This window comes from Paenibacillus popilliae ATCC 14706, from assembly GCF_000315235.1.
Lineage (GTDB): Bacteria > Bacillota > Bacilli > Paenibacillales > Paenibacillaceae > Paenibacillus_B > Paenibacillus_B popilliae.
Genome location: NZ_BALG01000526.1, coordinates 1 through 17,184 on the forward strand (window position 1 = coordinate 1; position 17,184 = coordinate 17,184).

Here is a 17,184-nt window from a genome sequence, read left to right on the forward strand (position 1 = left end):
CCTATGTTCTTCTCAAATGGCTGTATGATGTTACGAGCACCGGCTTGCCTCGGCATGCCGTTCTTTCGTTTGCCCGGTTTGCCCGGTTTGCCCGGTTTGCCCGGTTTGCCCGATTACTTGTTTTCTGTTCGCTTCCCGTTGAGTGGCAGTTACGGATTCATTGTATTCTATTAGGAGAATCCCGATTATTTTGATATGGGGTAATTTGGTTAATCAACAGGCCTGAAACAGTAACGCTCTTTTATTCTTTATACACAAAAGAAAAGTCAACAAGTTCATTGATTTAACGAAGCATATTATCCTTAGAAATGATCATGTTATAAAGTTCGATATATGGACTCACGATCAGTGTCTGTTGTTGTATCATTGGATTCAGCCGCTCACATGTTATGCTTCTATTATACAGAAAAAGGTACAATCTCCTCGTTTTTCATGAGTGATTGTACCTTTCCCTAATGAACGGGACTTTTTCAGTGGCCTCGGATTGCTCCGGGGTTTGTCCGTCTGTAAATTTACAATATCATTGATTAGCATGAGTCGAATTACATTTCCTCCAGTCAAAGTTGTTTCGACCGAGAAGTCTCGCTCATGAACGATGCATTCTCGCGCAAGTTGAATCTCCTCTTTGCCGGCTGAAACTTTGCGACGATCCGGGGCGGTGGGATTAATATCTTACGAGCCAAAGAATCGGGATCAATATTGACGCTAATGCCAAGCTTGTCCACGATCAAATTACGGATGGTACTTTTGCCACTGCCATTATGCCTGAAACACAACCATCATGGCAGCAGCTCTATTCATGCTGAGCCTCTGAATTTTCGAGCGGTTCGATTACACCATTTACATATTCCTTGACTATCTGTCCCTTTCCCAGTTGATAAACAATATAGGTTCCATTCGCTTTGGCATCAAGCTTGGCCCGTTCACCTGTGAGCTTAATAAGCTTTTGCAAATCTTGAATACGATTCGTCATCGGTCGTCACCATCCATCTTCATCTCTTGGTTTTCCCTGCACAATTTTGAGTCTGGCATTAATCCCAGACAGGCCTACAATGGAAGTGGATTTTCTGCCTGCCATCATCTTTATTTTCTCACCTGGAAACAAGACAGCAACAATCAAAACGTCATTATCAAGCTGCTCGAAGTAGATCCTAATCCTCTTAATAACGATGCGGGACATGCCTGCATAAGGACCAGCTTTCTCCGTATAAGCTTTACTTAGGATCGGATTGGAGAGAAGGGACTCTGTTTCAAGAATGAAAATCAAATGTTTCCTCAAGGGAGTAGTGCTCGCTCCGAAACTGGGCAAGTTTGTTTCTTACCGCCGGACACCATTAAATGATACGATTCATTATCGAAAGCCTCGGAAGAAAAGGACTTCAGCATGTCCGAGGTGCTCATGGCTTGACCTAGCTTGTACCCTTTCCGGCTTTGTTCAATCAAAGCCTTCAGTTCCGGATTCGCCTCAACAAACCTTTTCCACAGATACCACTCCCATCAAAAGCGTTTCTCTAACCGGTACGAAACTAAATCCTATCCGCTACAAATGCTTCATCTCATCCTCTTCCGCCAACGGTTGCGGAAACGCATTGTTCTTCACGTAGGATACAAGGAGCGTCAATTGCTTGATAAAAACAGCGATTGCAACAAATAAACCCATTAAGCTAGCCACCACCAGGAGTCTAACAACGTTCTATTCCTACATCTTGCGCCTAGTGGTATCTCTCCGCGGCGAGCCGAATCCTGGCAGTGATACATTGTATGTAGGCGATGGCCCAGAAGTGCATGTACGGGGAAAGCTGTTATTGTATTTTTGGCTGGAGGGAGTTTCCGAAGGTGATCGTTGGATATGTGGATAGAGTGATAACCTGTTGTTGTTTCGTAGTTGAAAGGAAGGAAAGGCCATTTTACGGGTGTAGCATTGGGGAGCCGCTGACATTGTGAGTAACTTCTCCTGCAAGCATAGCCGTTTTTTACTTCGTGCTTCCCTTCCGTGCAGGGTGCGACAGCCATCCCTGCTGGGGCAATAAAGGCATCCCCATTTCAATACGCATCCATATAGGATGCGACTTCACTATCTAAAAAAACTGGGATGCGAAATCGTTATTTCAATACACGCATCCATATAGGATGCGACAATGTAAATTAGCACAGCAGCAACATTGCGGAGATTTCAATCCACGCATCCACATAGGATGCGACCCTATATGCGTTGGTAATTGCCTCGTCAATGGAATATTTCAATCCACGCATCCACATAGGATGCGACGACGTGGGGGGCAAATACGACCACGGTTACGGTGATTTCAATCCACGCATCCACATAGGATGCGACAGGAACCACGGTAGAGACTCAAATTCTTATCGTACATTTCAATCCACGCATCCACATAGGATGCGACGCAAGCGTGACCGCGAATTTATCGCGGATGCGGCATTTCAATCCACGCATCCACATAGGATGCGACTGTCTCCGGAGGCATCTGCGGAGCCGGGTCCCTGATTTCAATCCACGCATCCACATAGGATGCGACACATACCCCAAATTAACGCTAGATGGCGGCGCTATTTCAATCCACGCATCCACATAGGATGCGACATAAGAGAAATCAATTGTGGGTTTGGGTACAGGTATTTCAATCCACGCATCCACATAGGATGCGACCCTAATTGATGTTGGACTCCCAAAGACTAAGATCATTTCAATCCACGCATCCACATAGGATGCGACCCGCCATTGTCGAGGCAATTGACGGGGAGAAAATATTTCAATCCACGCATCCACATAGGATGCGACATCCATACGAGCCTTTAATTCGCGTTTGCGTTGTTATTTCAATCCACGCATCCACATAGGATGCGACACCGTAGCGACATTTTGCGATATTTTTCCCCATTATTTCAATCCACGCATCCACATAGGATGCGACCAGCATGGCGGAGCAGATGGCAGAGCTCGTGTAAATTTCAATCCACGCATCCACATAGGATGCGACGTTGGCGTCGATACCCATATAAGCTTCCTATTCGATTTCAATCCACGCATCCACATAGGATGCGACGGCGAAAAATGATTGTAATAATCCACATTTCGTTATTGATAGGATTCAATTCACCAAAATAGCTAGAAAATGAATCTCGAAAAGTACCACCACAGAATATATTTTACCATAAAATGTAAAAATCATGGTGCGAATCCCCCGGGGATTTTATGTGCACTATACATTCGCACTAGATTATACTCTTACACACCAATACGATCAACTTTGTTTTTAAAGCTATAATCCAGGCAAAAAAGGATAGATCTGTAGCACCGAGCAGGTTGCTGATATCGAACCTGTCTACCATCACATTTCGGATCGTACTTTTGCCACTGCTGTTGTTCCCAGCAAATATCTACATCACGTGAGAAACACGTAGTTGATCATATTGGTTTTTAGCATTTCCATGACGATGTTGAGCTCATATTCACAGTTTGCGTGTCGTTCATTTTGAAATTCGCTGACTATACAACCAAAAACTCTTTAAGTTTATGAATATCCGTTATATCATTATTGCATTGTTGACTATTAAGGCACATATAGTTTCCGGTTACCAACTCCTTTCTTCGCTTGGTGGTGACCAGCCCTATCTGGCTGCCTGTACGGCTTTGATTGCACAAGCAGCAAAAGCACGTTTTCCTTCCTGAGAGCGGTGTATATCGGCATTCAACAGTGTATAGCTTCCCATCCTCATGGTAAATAAGGTACAGCGAATTCGTTGAAATATCCTTCCACCCCAAATACGCCAAAGTTACATCTGCAAGCTTTTCAAAGTCCGGAATACAAAATGATTTAACCCGTGGAAAAAGCTGTCGCACCTGTTTGGTTGTCATGTTCGGGAATTTCTCGACATAGGGTGACAATGATTCAAGTAGATGAATGACTTCATCCTGGCCACGAAATCGCCTAATGTTTGTAAACAGATTTCTTATCTCGGGATCCAAATGACGAATGACCTCCCCGATCTTGTATTCAACCTCTTCCTCTGTGGCCCGTAACGTTCTGTAGTCTCCAACGAAATAAACCGTTTGAATTAAATAATTTAGCTGCTTACGGATAAAATTCAGTTCATGCGGTTTTATGAACAACACCAAACAACCCTCCCGGACAAAGTTGGTAATTTACATACAGCACATAAAACCTTTTTGAAGACAGGACCTAACAGCTTGGTTTTCTCCAAAACTCATCAATAAGCTGCCGCTCAAATCCTCACGGGTATTGAGCGGCTTGAACGCTGCTTACATTTTTGAATGGACGGCTTCCTGAAGCCGGAGATAGGGAATGAAGGTTGCCTTGCCTTCATAGCTCTGGAGGGTTAATCCTTGCTCCGAGTAATCTACAATCGTATCGATAGAGATCGGGATTTTTCCATTGATTGTTGTAAGCACATACGTTGGTATGGCAAATCCGGTCGTATGACCCACAAGGCCGCGCAAAATTTCAATTCCTTTTTCCAATGAGGTCATAAAATGAGAAACCCCCGTCACGTTGTCGCAATGATAGAGATAATACGGCCGTACCCGGATTTTCAACAGACCATGAAGCAGCTCCTTCATGGTCTCCAGATCATCATTGATGCCTTTAAGCAGAACGGATTGATTTTGCACCGGAACGCCATGCTTTAACAGGAGGTTGCATGCGCTTGCCGACTCCTCCGTAATTTCTTTAGGATGATTAAAATGCGTATTCAACCAGATTGGATGATACTTCTCCAGCATTTCGCAAAATGGTTTGGTAATGCGCTGAGGCAGAAGCACCGGATACCTTGTCCCGATTCTTATCATCTCGACGTGAGGAATGCTTCGTAGCCGCGCAATGATGTGCTCCAGACGCTCATCAGAGTAGGTCAGCGGATCGCCGCCAGTCAATAGAACATCGCGTATTTCGGGATGTTGTTCAATATATTTAAATTCTTCCTCAAAGGACTCCGCTTCTTGCCTTGCAAAATATGTTCCGTTTACATCGGTCGTGTGATATTTGCGTGTACAATGCCTGCAATATACAGAGCACTGCTCTGTAACCAGCATAACGATTCGATCCGGATATTTATGAATGATGCGGTTGGTGACCCGATATTTCATATCTCCTACCGGATCTACGTCAGAGTACCGATTGGGCATCAGTTCTTCGGTGGTAGGCAGCGCTTGCAAGCGGATGGGACAATTGGGGTCCGTTGGGTCCATCAACGAAGCATAATACGGAGTAACTGCCCAACGATAAAGTCCCTCACTATTTTTAATCGCCTTTTCCTCTTCAGGACTTACTTGGATAAATTCTTTTAAAGCCTCAACCGTCTGAATTCGATTGCGGAATTGTGCTTTCCAGTTATTCCAGTCCCAATTTCCACGCATACTCATTCCTCCTTTAGAATATTTATTTACCTTCTGCCGCTGTGGGCTGTGATATCGTCCGTACGGAAGAGAAAATAATAAAAATGGAAGAGCTCATCAAGCCGATGGCACCAACAATCAAAGTTGGCGTTGTGCCCATGATGTCTCCCAGCCATCCACCAAGTATCGCACCGATCGGGACAACCCCCATCCCGAACATGCGGATACAGGCATTCATTCTTCCCTGCAGATGTTGTGGGGTAATGGCTTGTCTCAAGCTGCGCTGATTAATGTTGTACACAATGACCATCGCCGCATCAATCATGTACATTGCCATAATTAGCATGACAGCCGGCAGGGTAGGCAATAGGGTAGCAACAGGAATAATCAAGGATACGAAGCCCGCCAAAAACAAAGAAAACACAAGTGTTTTACCGATCCCCAGTCTCCTCACCATAGGCCCTGCCATAATGGCTCCCAGCAACGCCCCTACGCCGGACATCGAAAAAATCAAGCCGATATATATGGGGGCCAGTGCCAAGGTTCGTGTAATATATAGAATAAAAATGGGTTCGATCACATAGGTAAACAGGTTGAAAATGACGGTTCCGAACAGAATGGGACGAAGAACATGATTCTGAAAAACGAATGTAGTTCCTTCGCGAATATCCGCCCACATATTTTGCTTCGTTCCCTCGGGAACCTCGATCGGCTCTTCCTGCTTCTTGATGAAGGCCAGGTACAATGCGGACAATAAATAGGTACCGACATTAAACAAAATGGATAAGGGAGCTGAAAACACCTGAATCAGCGCCCCACCGATACTCTGTCCCACGACCGTAGCGCTCGAGCTGCTGAATTCCAGTTTACTGTTGCCTTCAACCAGCTCATCATTTTTGACAACCGTAGGCAAATAAGAAACATGTGCAATTTCAAAAATAACCGTATTTATGCCTACCAATGCCGCGATGACGTAAAGGATAGGCATCGTTAATACATCCAGCAATAGGCCGATGGGGATGGCGATCAATACGACTGCGCGCATGATATCGGATCCGATCATCATCGGACGCTTCGGCTTGCGGTCGACCCATACCCCAACAAACAAGCTGATCAGCAAAAACGGCAAAAATTCAACCGCGGTCAAAATTCCCATTTCAAGCGCAGAAGCTTCCAATGTCAGGGCTGCAATTAACGGAATCGCTACGGTCGTAATCTGAACGCCAAATGATGAAACCGTGTGACCCAGCCAGAAATTCCTGAAATCGGGCTGTTTTAATAATCCAAGCGAAATTGTACGCACGAGGTCCTCCTGGCTTTCATTACTTTGCGATAATTTGAATTTGTTGAACAGCATGATCAAGAGATTGAACCGTTTCTTCGCATGTGCCTCCATGCGCAATCACATAGCCTAGACGCTGATACGCGTTTTGCGGAGGAGATACATGACACCCTGGAAGAACGTTAACCTTCACGTCCTTCACATTGTGCATTTGAACGGCCTGGTCCATGCCGGTAATGTGAGTGACCTGCCCAACGGTATCTGATATCAGAAATCGGATTCCCGCTGTACCCTTGTACGTTACATGTTGAACCGTAGGCCCGCGAAAAGCGCATAATAGTTGCTGCTCCAGCAGATCCACTCCTGTAGTCAGACGAATCAGCTCAGGAATCATCCCGCCCGCCAGACGACCGTTAATCTCAATGATCGAGCAGCCTTGTGCGGTCCATTTGACCTCCGTATGGGCAGCCCCATTGCGGAAGCCGACGGCCTCAAGGGCATGCAGGACGGCTTGGATAATGGCATGGGACTGCTCCTTGCTCAACAGCGCCGGAAACAGATGTCCGGCTTCCACGAAAAAAGGAAGGCCCGCAAGTGATTTTTGGGTAATGCCAATAACCTCTGCCTTGCCTTGCCAGCTTATCGTCTCGACGCTAAATTCCGGTGCCTGCACGTATTCCTCGACAAGAACGGCTCCCGACGTGGCTTGCCCGCGCACATTGACTTGATGTCGAAGGATATTCGTCATTTGCTGTGCCGCCATTTCCGGGCTTGAGCAGAGACGGACTTCATTCGAACCGCTATCATCGGTCGGCTTGACGACACAAGGAAGACCAACGCTTCGGATCGCCGCATCCAGCTCCGATTCATGGCGAACCACCCCAAATTGGGGCTGAAGAATGCCAGCTTGGGCGAGTACCCGGCGTGTCTCAGCTTTATTGCGTACCTTGCGGACCACCTCAATGGGATTGCCGGGGAGCTGGTACTGTGCTGTTAATGCGGCTACCTGCTCCAGGTAAAATTCGCTTGTTGTCGCAATGCCCTGGATGTCCTGCGCATCGATCGTGTCCCTGATGTGCTGCTGTAGGTGATACGGATCGTTCGTATCACAAACGTGAACCTGACACCCCGTGTCCGCTAAGCCGGAGTACCTGCCGGGATGATTCGTATAAAATATCGGGTTGAGTCCCCAAGCAGCCGCGCGGGCCAATGCGATCATGCCCGTACCTGTTGTATTCGCCTCAATAAAAAGCAGTCTAGACAGAATGCATCACTCCTGAAAGCCTAGCGTAGGACCACGAGGTTACGACCGTCTGATAGGGTACCCATTGCGGCTCCTCGGGCAAGCGAAGGCCGTCGATTTCCTTGTCCACTCGATAGTGCTTGTTATAGATGGTATTGACATAGCGATCCCCCCGATCAGGGAAAATGGCTAAAATCGTAGTTCCCTGAGGGACGCAGGACTTGACCCATTTGGCTACGGCATAGACCGAGCCTGAGGAATTGCCGGCGAAAATCTGCTGCTCTTTGGCCAATGCAAGCGTTGCGGCAAAGGCTTCCTCATCGTTGAGCCAGTGAACCTCATCCACAAGCGCATGGTCCACATTGGGGGCAATAAGAGAATTACCGAGTCCACCTTGCAATCGTTCAGGTCTGTCGGGCTGACCAAAAATAACACTTCCTATGCAATCTACCGCGATCACCTTCAGATTCGGATAATATCGTTTCAGAGCGCGGGCCGTGCCTGTCATTGATCCTCCGCTCCCGACAGAGGCTACAAGGAAGTCTACACGTCCAAGCTCATTCATGACCTCATGGGCAAGCGCATCGTAAGCAGCCGGATTATCCGGGTTGTCATATTGTCTGGGCCAATACACGCCCGGAAGTTCATCTATCAACTCGTAGAGGCGCTTCAGGCGCGCGCTTTGCCAACCATGGGCGCCCATTCGATCCACGATGTACATGTTGCAGCCTAACGCGGTCAGCTTAGCTAGTGTAATCGGGTCGATCCGAGGATCGGTAACAATATGAACTTCGTGCCCCAGACAGGTTCCAACTAGAGCCACGCCGCAAGCCATCGTTCCGGATGAGCTTTCAATAATGGAATCTCCATCCTTCAATTGGCCGGTACGTTTTGCTTCCACAATCATATGCTTGGCCACGCGATCCTTCATGCCAAACGGATTTTGCATTTCAAGCTTGGCATATACCTTTCCGCCTCCACCACGATTTAGGTTTAATTGCACCAATGGCGTATTCCCTATGGCCTCCATCATATTTTTGCAAATCAAGTGGCTGCCCCCTTCAAGCATCCGTATTCTGGTCATGCCATGGACGGCTGGTTACGATTTCAGCAAAGCCTCGACTTCCTCATCGCTCATCTGCTCCATTTTTTCATACAAAAGCTCCTCCACCTTGGAAGCCAACTGCTGAATGGTCGGATAAAGCAGCACGTCGCGCAAAGGAACCTCAAGCTCCAATTGGCGGCGAATCCGGGATACGATTTGCGTAGCAAGCAAGGAATGTCCCCCCAGATCAAAGAAATGATCCTGGATACCGATGTGCTCCATGTTCAGCAGCTCCCGCCATATCCCGGCAAGGTACTCCTCCATCTGCGTCTGAGGCTGGACGAAGCTGGCAGCGGTATCATGCTGGATTCGCTCCGGCTTGACAAGCTGGCTCCGGTCCACCTTTCCGTGCGCAGTCAAAGGCATCCGCTCAAGCAGCAGGATAAACGAAGGCACCATATACTCCGGCAGCATGTCCTTCGCCAGTTGGCGCAGCTCCTCGCTCAACTTGGTGCCGGATTTCAGTGGCACTACATAAGCGACAAGCCGTTTGACGCTTGGCGTATCCTCATCAACGATAACGACCGCTTCTTTTACATTTCCATGCTGGAGTAGAATCGCTTCAATCTCGCCCAATTCCACCCGCATTCCCCGGATTTTCACCTGATGATCAGCACGGCCCATAAACTGCAGCGAACCATCCGAACGATAGAAGCCAAGGTCGCCTGTGCGGTACATCCGTTCCTCTGGAATGAATGGGTCGGGAATAAACGCCTGGGCCGTCCTCTCCGGCAGATTCAGATAGCCTTGAGCAAGACCTACGCCGGCAACGTACAGGTTGCCCGTCACTCCGGGCGGAACCGGCTGGAGATATTCATCCAGCACATAGCATCGGTTATTGTCAATTGGCCGTCCAATACATACCGCTCCCTCGGCCTCCATGTCTTCCCAAGCAGCGACATGGAACGTCGAATCAATGGAAACCTCCGTTGCTCCCCACGTATTCGTTAGCGTCCCTGGCAGCTTGGCGAAGCCACGTGTAACGAGGTTGGCCGTCAGTGCTTCACCGGATGAGATCGTGCTGCGAAGCTTGTGAAGCTGCCGCAGATCCTCCGGCGTGATCTCGTCCAGCACCAGATTCAGCATGCTTGGCACAAACTGGACATGAACGGCTTCATACTGAATGCATGCCTGAATTATCGAGCGGGGATCGCGGTGCAAGCCTGGCTCCAGCAGCGCCACGCGGCCACCGCACATCAATGTCCAGAATAATTCCACTGCCGCGTCGTCGAAGGTTAACGTTGTTTTCTGCAGAACGGTCTCCCCTGGCTTCAGTTGGACATGCTTCTGCATCCAGCACATTCGGTTGACCCAGCCGCGGTGTAAATTGATGACCCCCTTCGGCTTGCCGGTAGATCCCGAGGTATAATAAATCGAGACAGGCGAAGCGGCTGTTGCGCTGCGTTCGGGCCTGCTTGACGGGTATCGTCCGATGCGATCCCCATCCGAATCGAGACATACCAAGGAAACTCCATCCGGCATCAGCTTCTGTCTTACATGCTTTTGAGCAAGACATACCTTCACATCGGCATCCTGCAGGATGTGATACATTCGGTTAGGCGGCAACTCCATGTCTATGGGCACGAAGGCAGCTCCTGCTTTCAAAATCGCCATAAGGCTGATCACAAGCTCCAGAGAGCGATCCACACATACACCGACAACGTTCTTTTCGCCTCGATTGTGCAGCAGAAGATGGTGAGCCAACTGATTTGAGCGCTGCTCCAGCTCTTCGTAAGTCATTTCCTGCCCCTGATAAACTGCCGCTATAAGCTTGGGCGTCTCCTGCACCTGACGTTCGAACAGTTCATGCAGGCATAGCTCGGAAGGAAAAGCCGCAAAGGTATCATTCCATGCAAACAAGATGCGCTGCTGCTCATCTAACGGTAGCAGCGGCAGCTTGGCTATGATCTGTTCAGGCTGGCTTAACATAGCGTCTAACAAGGCTGTAAAGCTTCCAAGCATCCGCTCAATCGTTGCCTTCCTGAATAAACGGGTATTGAACTCGAACGTACCCGACAAATGACCCGCGGCCGTTTCTTTACAAAATAGCGTAAGGTCATAGCGCGATGTCTTGCTGTTGACATCGATCGAATGCACAGCAAGATCACCAAGCTCCAGCAACTCCTCCAGCTTATTTTGGTAAGCAAACATGACTTGGACGATCGGAGCATAGGCATGATTTCTGTGTGGCTGCAGCTCCCTGACTACAAATTCGAACGGGAAGTCCTGGTGTTCATAAACGGTAAGGCAGCGCGCTTTGACCTGTTGCAGATAGGCCAAAAAACTGTCGTTCCCCTGAAATTGGCTGCGGATGGCCACCGTGTTTACGAAACAGCCCATGATCTTATCCAGTCCGTAATGGTTCCGGTTCGCGATGGGCGAGCCTACAATGATATCCTGCTGACCGGAATACCGATGGAGCAAAATGCGAAAGGCAGCCTGCAATATCATGTATACCGATGCTTCTGCAAACCGGCTCAGCCCCTGAATGCGCGACATCCACGCCGCAGACAACGTAAAATGGAGTTTATCTCCTTCATAGGTTTGAACCGACGGTCTTGGATAATCTGTCGGCAACGGCAACATCGGCAGCTCTCCTGACAATTCGTTTTTCCAGAAAGCAAGCTGCTCCTGCAGGCCATCCCTCTGAACCCAGTCCTTATGCCAAGAAGCATAGTCGGAGTACGGAAAGGGAAGCTCCAGCAGCGGGTTGGGTCTGTTCCTCGAATAGGCCGTATACAGAAGGTTCAGCTCTTCTAGGAAAATCACATTCGACCATGCGTCGGTAATGATATGATGCATATTGATAAAAAGAATCCAGTTTTCCTCGTTCAAGCTGAATAAAACCGTTCTGATTAATGGCCCCTGTTCCAGATCAAAAGGCTTGCGGGCCTCCTCGGTCAGCCTTCGCTGAACAAGCGCTTCCGGATCATCGCCCCTCTCTGTTGCCAGATGGATGACAGGCACATGAAGTGCAAGCCGATCGGCGATCCTGGGTGCAGGCTGGTCATTGATAATCGTAAACGTGGTCCTCAGCGCCTCATGCCGCTTAACCAGCTCGCTTAGAGCGGATCGTAGCGCCTGTATGTCCAGTCTGCCTTCAATCCGATAGGCTAAAGGCTCATTATAAACCGGATCATGCGGGTCCATTTGCTGAACAAACCATAATCGCTCCTGCGCAAAAGACATCTCCGCCGCTTGCACGTCCGGTTTGTTCGGCGCAAACAAAGGTCGTCTGTGCAAGCTCTCGCCGCGGTATCCCCTTGCCGCTAAATGCTGGGCCAAATCTTTCACATTTCTTTTGTCAAAGATCAAGGTCAAGGGCAGAGCAGCATCCATACAAGAGCGAAGCACGGAAATGACCCTCGATGCGGAAATGGAATCTCCACCCATTTCAAAAAAGTCATCCGTCCTTCCCACCTGCTCGAATTGAAGCACGTCCGCGAACGTTTCCGCCAAAAAGACCTCCAGCGGCGTGTGCGGTGCCCTATCGGCTTGGGTATCACGATGAACAGGCACGGGCACAGGCAAGGCAAGCCTGTCAAGCTTGCTGTTGCTGTTCAAAGGCAGCTCGTCCAGCAGCATAATATCATGCGGAATCATATAAGCAGGCAGCCTCTGCTGCAATTGTGCCTTTATTTGCCCCGGGGTCTTTGGCCGCTCGGGGTACAATACGACATAACCGGTCAGGCGCTGGATGCTCGGGATGTCTTCCCGAAGGACTACCGCTGCTTCTTTAATGTCGGCGTCGGCTGCCAACGCAGCCTCAATCTCGCCAAGCTCTACGCGAATTCCCCGAATTTTGACCTGATGATCCGACCGCCCTACAAACTGGATGCTCCCATCCTCGTGAAAATAGGCTTGATCTCCTGTTCGATACATGCGTTCGCCCGGCACAAACGGATCTTCAGTGAAACAGGTGCGTGTGCGCTCAGGATCATGGATATATCCTCTCGCTACGCCTTTGCCCGCAACATACAGGTCGCCTGTAACCCCGACGGCTACCTTCTGCAGGCTCTGATCCAGAATATATACCCGGCTGTTGATGAAAGGCTGCCCGATACTTATCTGGCCATCCACTGCGAAGTCTTTTTCCGTACAGCGATGCAGCGTCGAACCAATGGATACTTCCGTGGCACCCCACAGATTGTATAAGGCTCCCGGCAGCTTGTGCTGCCTATATCGGCGTCCCAACGGCGCAGGCAATGCCTCCCCGCCCCCGAAGCAGCCTCTCAAGTGCGTCATCCGCTGGGCTTGCTCTGGTGTGACGACATCCAATATGCGGCCAAGCATGCTTGAGACAAGCACCAGAAAAGCAACATCATAGCGAATGGCCGCATCAATCATCGCTTCAGGGTCCCGATGCAGCCCCGGATCAAGCAGGGCAACTCTGCCACCGGTAAGCAAAGGCCAAAAAATTTCCAGAGCCGCATCGTCAAAGGTTAATGTCGTCTTCTGCAGTATCGTCTCTCCGGGCTGTAGCTGCAGGGCATGCTGCATCGATTGGATGGCACTCGCCCAGCCTTGATGCATATTCGCCACACCCTTCGGTTTGCCGGTAGAGCCTGAAGTATAATATACGGAGACAAGATGACCGGGCTGAACCCCGCTGCGTGGGGTGCTGTCAGGCAAACGCATCAGCTCCGCGGACAATGTTGGATAAACAAGCACCTCGGCAGCTATGCATGGAGCATCGGGCCAAGCATCCCGCTCCGTTACACAGATGCGGGCGCCAACGTCCTTCAGTATCCGCTCGTTGCGAGAACATGGGGCTTCCGTATCCAGCGGCACATAAGCGCCTCCTGCCTTGAGTATCCCGAGCAGCACAACAATCAGCTCCAATGAGCGATTCATGCACACACCTACCGGCATATCCGGCGTTGTCCCTTTCTGGATTAAATAATGTCCAAACCGGTTGGACTGCCGCTGTAATTCCTCATAAGTAAGGCGTACATCCTTCATGATGACGGCAGTATGCTGCGGCGTCCGCTCCACCTGCTGATCGAAAAGCTCATGAAGGCAAGCATCCGGAAAATTCAAGCCATCCCCTCCCTTACGTGTTCATGCAAGCGTATCTTTGATTATTTGCAATGCCTGCTCGATCTGCCGGGTGCTGACTCCCGCATGAGTCACCGCGCGGATGCGGCCATGCCCGAGTTCATCGACATTCACGCCCTTTTGCTGTAATTTCTCTACTACGCTCTCCCACGTAAACCGCGAATCGATTACGCGAAAAAATACAATATTGGTTTCCACAGTATGGTGATCACAAGCGATGCCGGGAATATTCGATAGCCCTAGCGCCAGATGTTTTGCATTCGCATGATCTTCCCCCAGTCGCGTTATCATGTTGTTCAAGGAAACCAAGCCTGCCGCTGCAAGCACACCCGCCTGCCGCATCCCGCCGCCAAGCATTTTTCGAATCCGGTATACCTTTTGAATAAAAGCCTCGCGGCCAACAACTATCGAGCCGATCGGTGCGGACAGCCCTTTAGAAAGACAAAACTGCAGCGAATCGGCGTATTCCGCAATCCCTGCTGCCGGAACTCCCATAGCTACCGAAGCATTCCAAATGCGGGCGCCATCCATATGTACAGGAATTTGCTGCTCGCTGGCAAAAGCTCGGATTTCTTCCAAGTAGGAAAGCGGCAATACCCGGCCTCCCATCCGATTATACGGATTTTCCAGACAGAGGAGCCCAGGCCATGCGAATTGCGGGTCTGTTCGGTCACGAGGCACGGCTCTATGCAAATCCTCCAGATCAAGACGGCCATCCGCCTGGGTCCGAATCGGTTCATACATGATTCCCCCGCATACCGTCGCTCCCGCCGCCTCATAAATGTAAATATCCGACTCATCGCCAACCAATACCTTCGAGCCGCGGGGGCAATGGGCCATCATCGCAGCAAGGTTCGCCATTGTTCCACTGGGCATGAAAATAGCCGCTTCCTTCCCCAGCATCTCCGCTGCCTTGGCTTCCAGCTTCTTTACGGTAACGTCTTCCCCGTAGACATCATCCCCCAGCTCGGCATGGACCATGGCTTCCAGCATTTCAGGAGTAGGCAGAGTGAAGGTATCGCTGCGCAGTTCAATCTTCGTAAGATCAGACATACCATTTCCTCCAAAATAAAAACATGATAATCCAATTGATATATGCTACATATAGGGCCTCATCGCTTCAGCAATGGTGGATAAAAGCTCCAGCGGCGCCTGAAGGAAATGATGATGATCTCCATCCAGTACCTTGAAAGCAGCCTGCCCGTATTCGCTCCAGCCGCTTAACAATAACGGATCCACTTCTTTGTCCCCGTTCCACCCGATGGCTGTTATGGGGAATGGAAGGCAAGCGGGGCTCATCTGCTTATAGCGCCGGTTTGCTTCCAAATCCGAGCGCATGATCCCGGTATTCAGCGCAATCATGTCGGGCAGAGGCGTCCCCCCCATTTTCGTGATTAATAATTCAATTTCAGCCGCCAGCTCACGGTCGTCCAATGCCAGAAATCTGCCATAAGGTCCCTGATGCGGAGCCACCTGCGACGATATAAACAAGTGCGATGGCACCGGCCCTCCTTGCTGTATCAGCTGGATGGAGGCCTCATAGCTTGGCAAAGCAGACCCGCAGTGACCAAAAAAGGCAAAAGGACGATCCATATAGGGCAGCAGCGCTTCGTTCAGGCTTTCCGCCAAATGCTCATAAGAGGAATAGGTCGGTTCATGAAACCTGTTCTCGCGACCGGGCAGTTGGATCGGACATACCTCGATCTTGCCAATGAATTCAGGCCAATAGCGGTACATACTTGCCCCGCATCCAGAATAAGGAATGCAGAACAAGCGTGCCTTGGCGAATGGAGAAGGCGCTCTGAGAAGCCAGGGATTGGTTTGAATTTCCGTTGCCTCATCAACGTATTCCAAGTCCATCCACTCCTTACGATGTTCGCACATGCCCGCGAACGGGCAAATGCTTGATGCCGCTAATAAAATTGGAGCCCAAATAGTCAACAGGGCCTATGATTTCAAAGCCTTCGTAATGCGCAAACAGCTCCTCATACAGCATGGTCAGCGTTTGCTTCGCGGTTTTATATCCAATGCAAAAATGGGGTCCGCTTCCAAATGCAATATGGGGATTGGGTGTTCGCCGAAAATCGAATGTGTACGGATCAGGAAAAATGTCCGCATCCCGATTGGCGGAGCCGATCCACACGACGACCGCATCTCCTTTTTTAATGGGTATGCCTCTGATCTCGGTATCCCGCGTAGCGTATCTCATGAAATGGCTGGCTGGAGACGACCAGCGAAATGCCTCTTCCACCCCGCTGTCCATACATTCCGGATGTGCAGCAAACTCCCGGTATAAATCCGTCTTGATCAGCTCCAAAAAAGACAGGCTGGCGGCATGCGGTGTAGTCGCTGCTGCTCCCAACAAAATGCTGTAGCAGTTGGAAATAACCGCTCCCGTATCTAACTTGGCTCCATCCACCTCCACATTTATCAGAATACTGAGCAAGTCTTCGCCTAGAGAACGACGGCGCTGGCTCATGATGTCCAAAAAGTAGGCGAAAAGCTCCCGGTGCGCTCGTTGCAACGTCGCTGTGCTGCCCTCCGGCAATACGTATTCTTCATCATCGGGAGCAATCGCCATCGTAGTAAGCCGAGTCAGCAGCGGCCAATCCGCCTCTGGCAGCTCCAGAATGCAACCACTTACCGCAATCGACATCGCAAACATGGCCCGGGCAAAGTCAACCCCGTTCGGCTCCAGGCAAGGAGACAGCAGCCTGCGGATTGCCTTGCGGTTCTGTTCCTCGTGCTTCTCCACCAGGTTGTGATGGAAGCCGCGCTGCAGCGGGCGCCGGATGTGGGTATGGCGCGGCGGGTCCGTAACCGCCATTTGCTTTCCACCCGCAGGGTCCTTCGTCCCCAGCAAATTCAGCAAGCTGCCCTGTTCGGAGGTGAAGGTGTCGTAGTCCTTCAAGACCTGCACTGCATCCTTATATTTGGTAACCGACCAAAATCCCAGCTCTTCGTTGACCTGCTGCCAATGGACGGGCGCATGGCGCCGCATGGCGTCCCATATGACATAAGGCTCTCCATGGCTGTATAACTTCGGGTCCAATAAATTGACTTCCGCTATATTCACAAGCGATGAATCCATGGCATTGGTTGTTGGCATTTGTCCTCTCCTCCTT

The 17,184-nt window shown here is 50.0% G+C and carries 11 protein-coding genes, 1 pseudogene and 1 CRISPR repeat array; all 12 genes and pseudogenes read right to left on the bottom strand.

Annotated elements, in window-relative coordinates:
• Positions 1–793 precede the first annotated feature (793 nt).
• The 12 genes and pseudogenes from PPOP_RS18950 to PPOP_RS19000 all read right to left on the bottom strand — a co-directional run bounded on the left by PPOP_RS18950 (position 794) and on the right by PPOP_RS19000 (position 17,168).
• Complete coding sequence (locus PPOP_RS18950) at positions 794–973, bottom strand: hypothetical protein (protein WP_006288331.1); 180 nt, start codon at positions 971–973, stop codon at positions 794–796.
• 6 nt (positions 974–979) lie between these two features.
• Complete coding sequence (locus PPOP_RS23635) at positions 980–1,267, bottom strand: hypothetical protein (RefSeq protein ID WP_006288333.1); 288 nt, start codon at positions 1,265–1,267, stop codon at positions 980–982.
• Between the two features lie 276 nt (positions 1,268–1,543).
• Positions 1,544–1,660 (bottom strand): annotated as a pseudogene (locus PPOP_RS22410) (RNA polymerase subunit sigma-70); the annotation flags it as partial.
• Between the two features lie 445 nt (positions 1,661–2,105).
• Positions 2,106–3,062: direct repeats of the CRISPR family, unit length 32 nt; unit sequence ATTTCAATCCACGCATCCACATAGGATGCGAC.
• Positions 3,063–3,505: 443 nt separating this feature from the next.
• Positions 3,506–4,132 carry a FusB/FusC family EF-G-binding protein gene (locus tag PPOP_RS18960; protein ID WP_042230288.1) on the bottom strand — a complete coding sequence of 209 codons (627 nt, stop codon included), beginning with the start codon at positions 4,130–4,132 and terminating at the stop codon, positions 3,506–3,508.
• 147 nt (positions 4,133–4,279) lie between these two features.
• A complete protein-coding gene (gene blsG, locus PPOP_RS18965; protein ID WP_052516664.1) occupies positions 4,280–5,392 on the bottom strand; it encodes an arginine 2,3-aminomutase in 1,113 nt (370 codons plus the stop codon).
• A gap of 22 nt (positions 5,393–5,414) precedes the next feature.
• Positions 5,415–6,728 (bottom strand): MFS transporter, encoded by a 1,314-nt coding sequence (locus PPOP_RS18970; RefSeq protein WP_234399910.1) that lies wholly within the window; start codon positions 6,726–6,728, stop codon positions 5,415–5,417.
• A complete protein-coding gene (locus tag PPOP_RS18975; RefSeq protein ID WP_006288337.1) occupies positions 6,694–7,872 on the bottom strand; it encodes an ATP-grasp domain-containing protein in 1,179 nt (392 codons plus the stop codon). Before PPOP_RS18975 ends, PPOP_RS18970 begins: the two co-directional genes overlap by 35 nt.
• Before the next feature lie 37 nt (positions 7,873–7,909).
• Positions 7,910–8,944 (bottom strand): PLP-dependent cysteine synthase family protein, encoded by a 1,035-nt coding sequence (locus PPOP_RS18980; protein ID WP_093471128.1) that lies wholly within the window; start codon positions 8,942–8,944, stop codon positions 7,910–7,912.
• A gap of 51 nt (positions 8,945–8,995) precedes the next feature.
• The gene (locus tag PPOP_RS18985) at positions 8,996–14,041 is read right to left on the bottom strand and encodes a non-ribosomal peptide synthetase (protein ID WP_006288339.1); all 5,046 of its coding nucleotides are present in this window, start codon (positions 14,039–14,041) and stop codon (positions 8,996–8,998) included.
• A 21-nt stretch (positions 14,042–14,062) separates the two neighbouring features.
• Positions 14,063–15,112 (bottom strand): low-specificity L-threonine aldolase, encoded by a 1,050-nt coding sequence (gene ltaE / locus PPOP_RS18990; protein ID WP_006288340.1) that lies wholly within the window; start codon positions 15,110–15,112, stop codon positions 14,063–14,065.
• Positions 15,113–15,157: 45 nt separating this feature from the next.
• On the bottom strand, positions 15,158–15,919 hold the full coding sequence (locus tag PPOP_RS18995) for a thioesterase II family protein (RefSeq protein WP_006288341.1): 762 nt from the start codon (positions 15,917–15,919) through the stop codon (positions 15,158–15,160).
• Between the two features lie 7 nt (positions 15,920–15,926).
• Entirely contained in the window at positions 15,927–17,168 is a 1,242-nt protein-coding gene (locus tag PPOP_RS19000) for a cytochrome P450 (RefSeq protein ID WP_006288342.1), read from the bottom strand.
• Positions 17,169–17,184: the final 16 nt, after the last annotated feature.

What these genes read in the sequence shown, in the direction of transcription:
- PPOP_RS18975 (WP_006288337.1), bottom strand. Translation starts at nt 7,872, where the DNA reads ATGATCGCATTGGCCCGCGCGGCTGCTTGGGGACTCAACCCGATATTT.
- ltaE (WP_006288340.1), bottom strand. Translation starts at nt 15,112, where the DNA reads ATGTCTGATCTTACGAAGATTGAACTGCGCAGCGATACCTTCACTCTG.
- PPOP_RS19000 (WP_006288342.1), bottom strand. Translation starts at nt 17,168, where the DNA reads ATGCCAACAACCAATGCCATGGATTCATCGCTTGTGAATATAGCGGAA.
- PPOP_RS18950 (WP_006288331.1), bottom strand. Translation starts at nt 973, where the DNA reads ATGACGAATCGTATTCAAGATTTGCAAAAGCTTATTAAGCTCACAGGT.
- PPOP_RS18995 (WP_006288341.1), bottom strand. Translation starts at nt 15,919, where the DNA reads ATGGACTTGGAATACGTTGATGAGGCAACGGAAATTCAAACCAATCCC.
- PPOP_RS18970 (WP_234399910.1), bottom strand. Translation starts at nt 6,728, where the DNA reads ATGCTGTTCAACAAATTCAAATTATCGCAAAGTAATGAAAGCCAGGAG.
- blsG (WP_052516664.1), bottom strand. Translation starts at nt 5,392, where the DNA reads ATGCGTGGAAATTGGGACTGGAATAACTGGAAAGCACAATTCCGCAAT.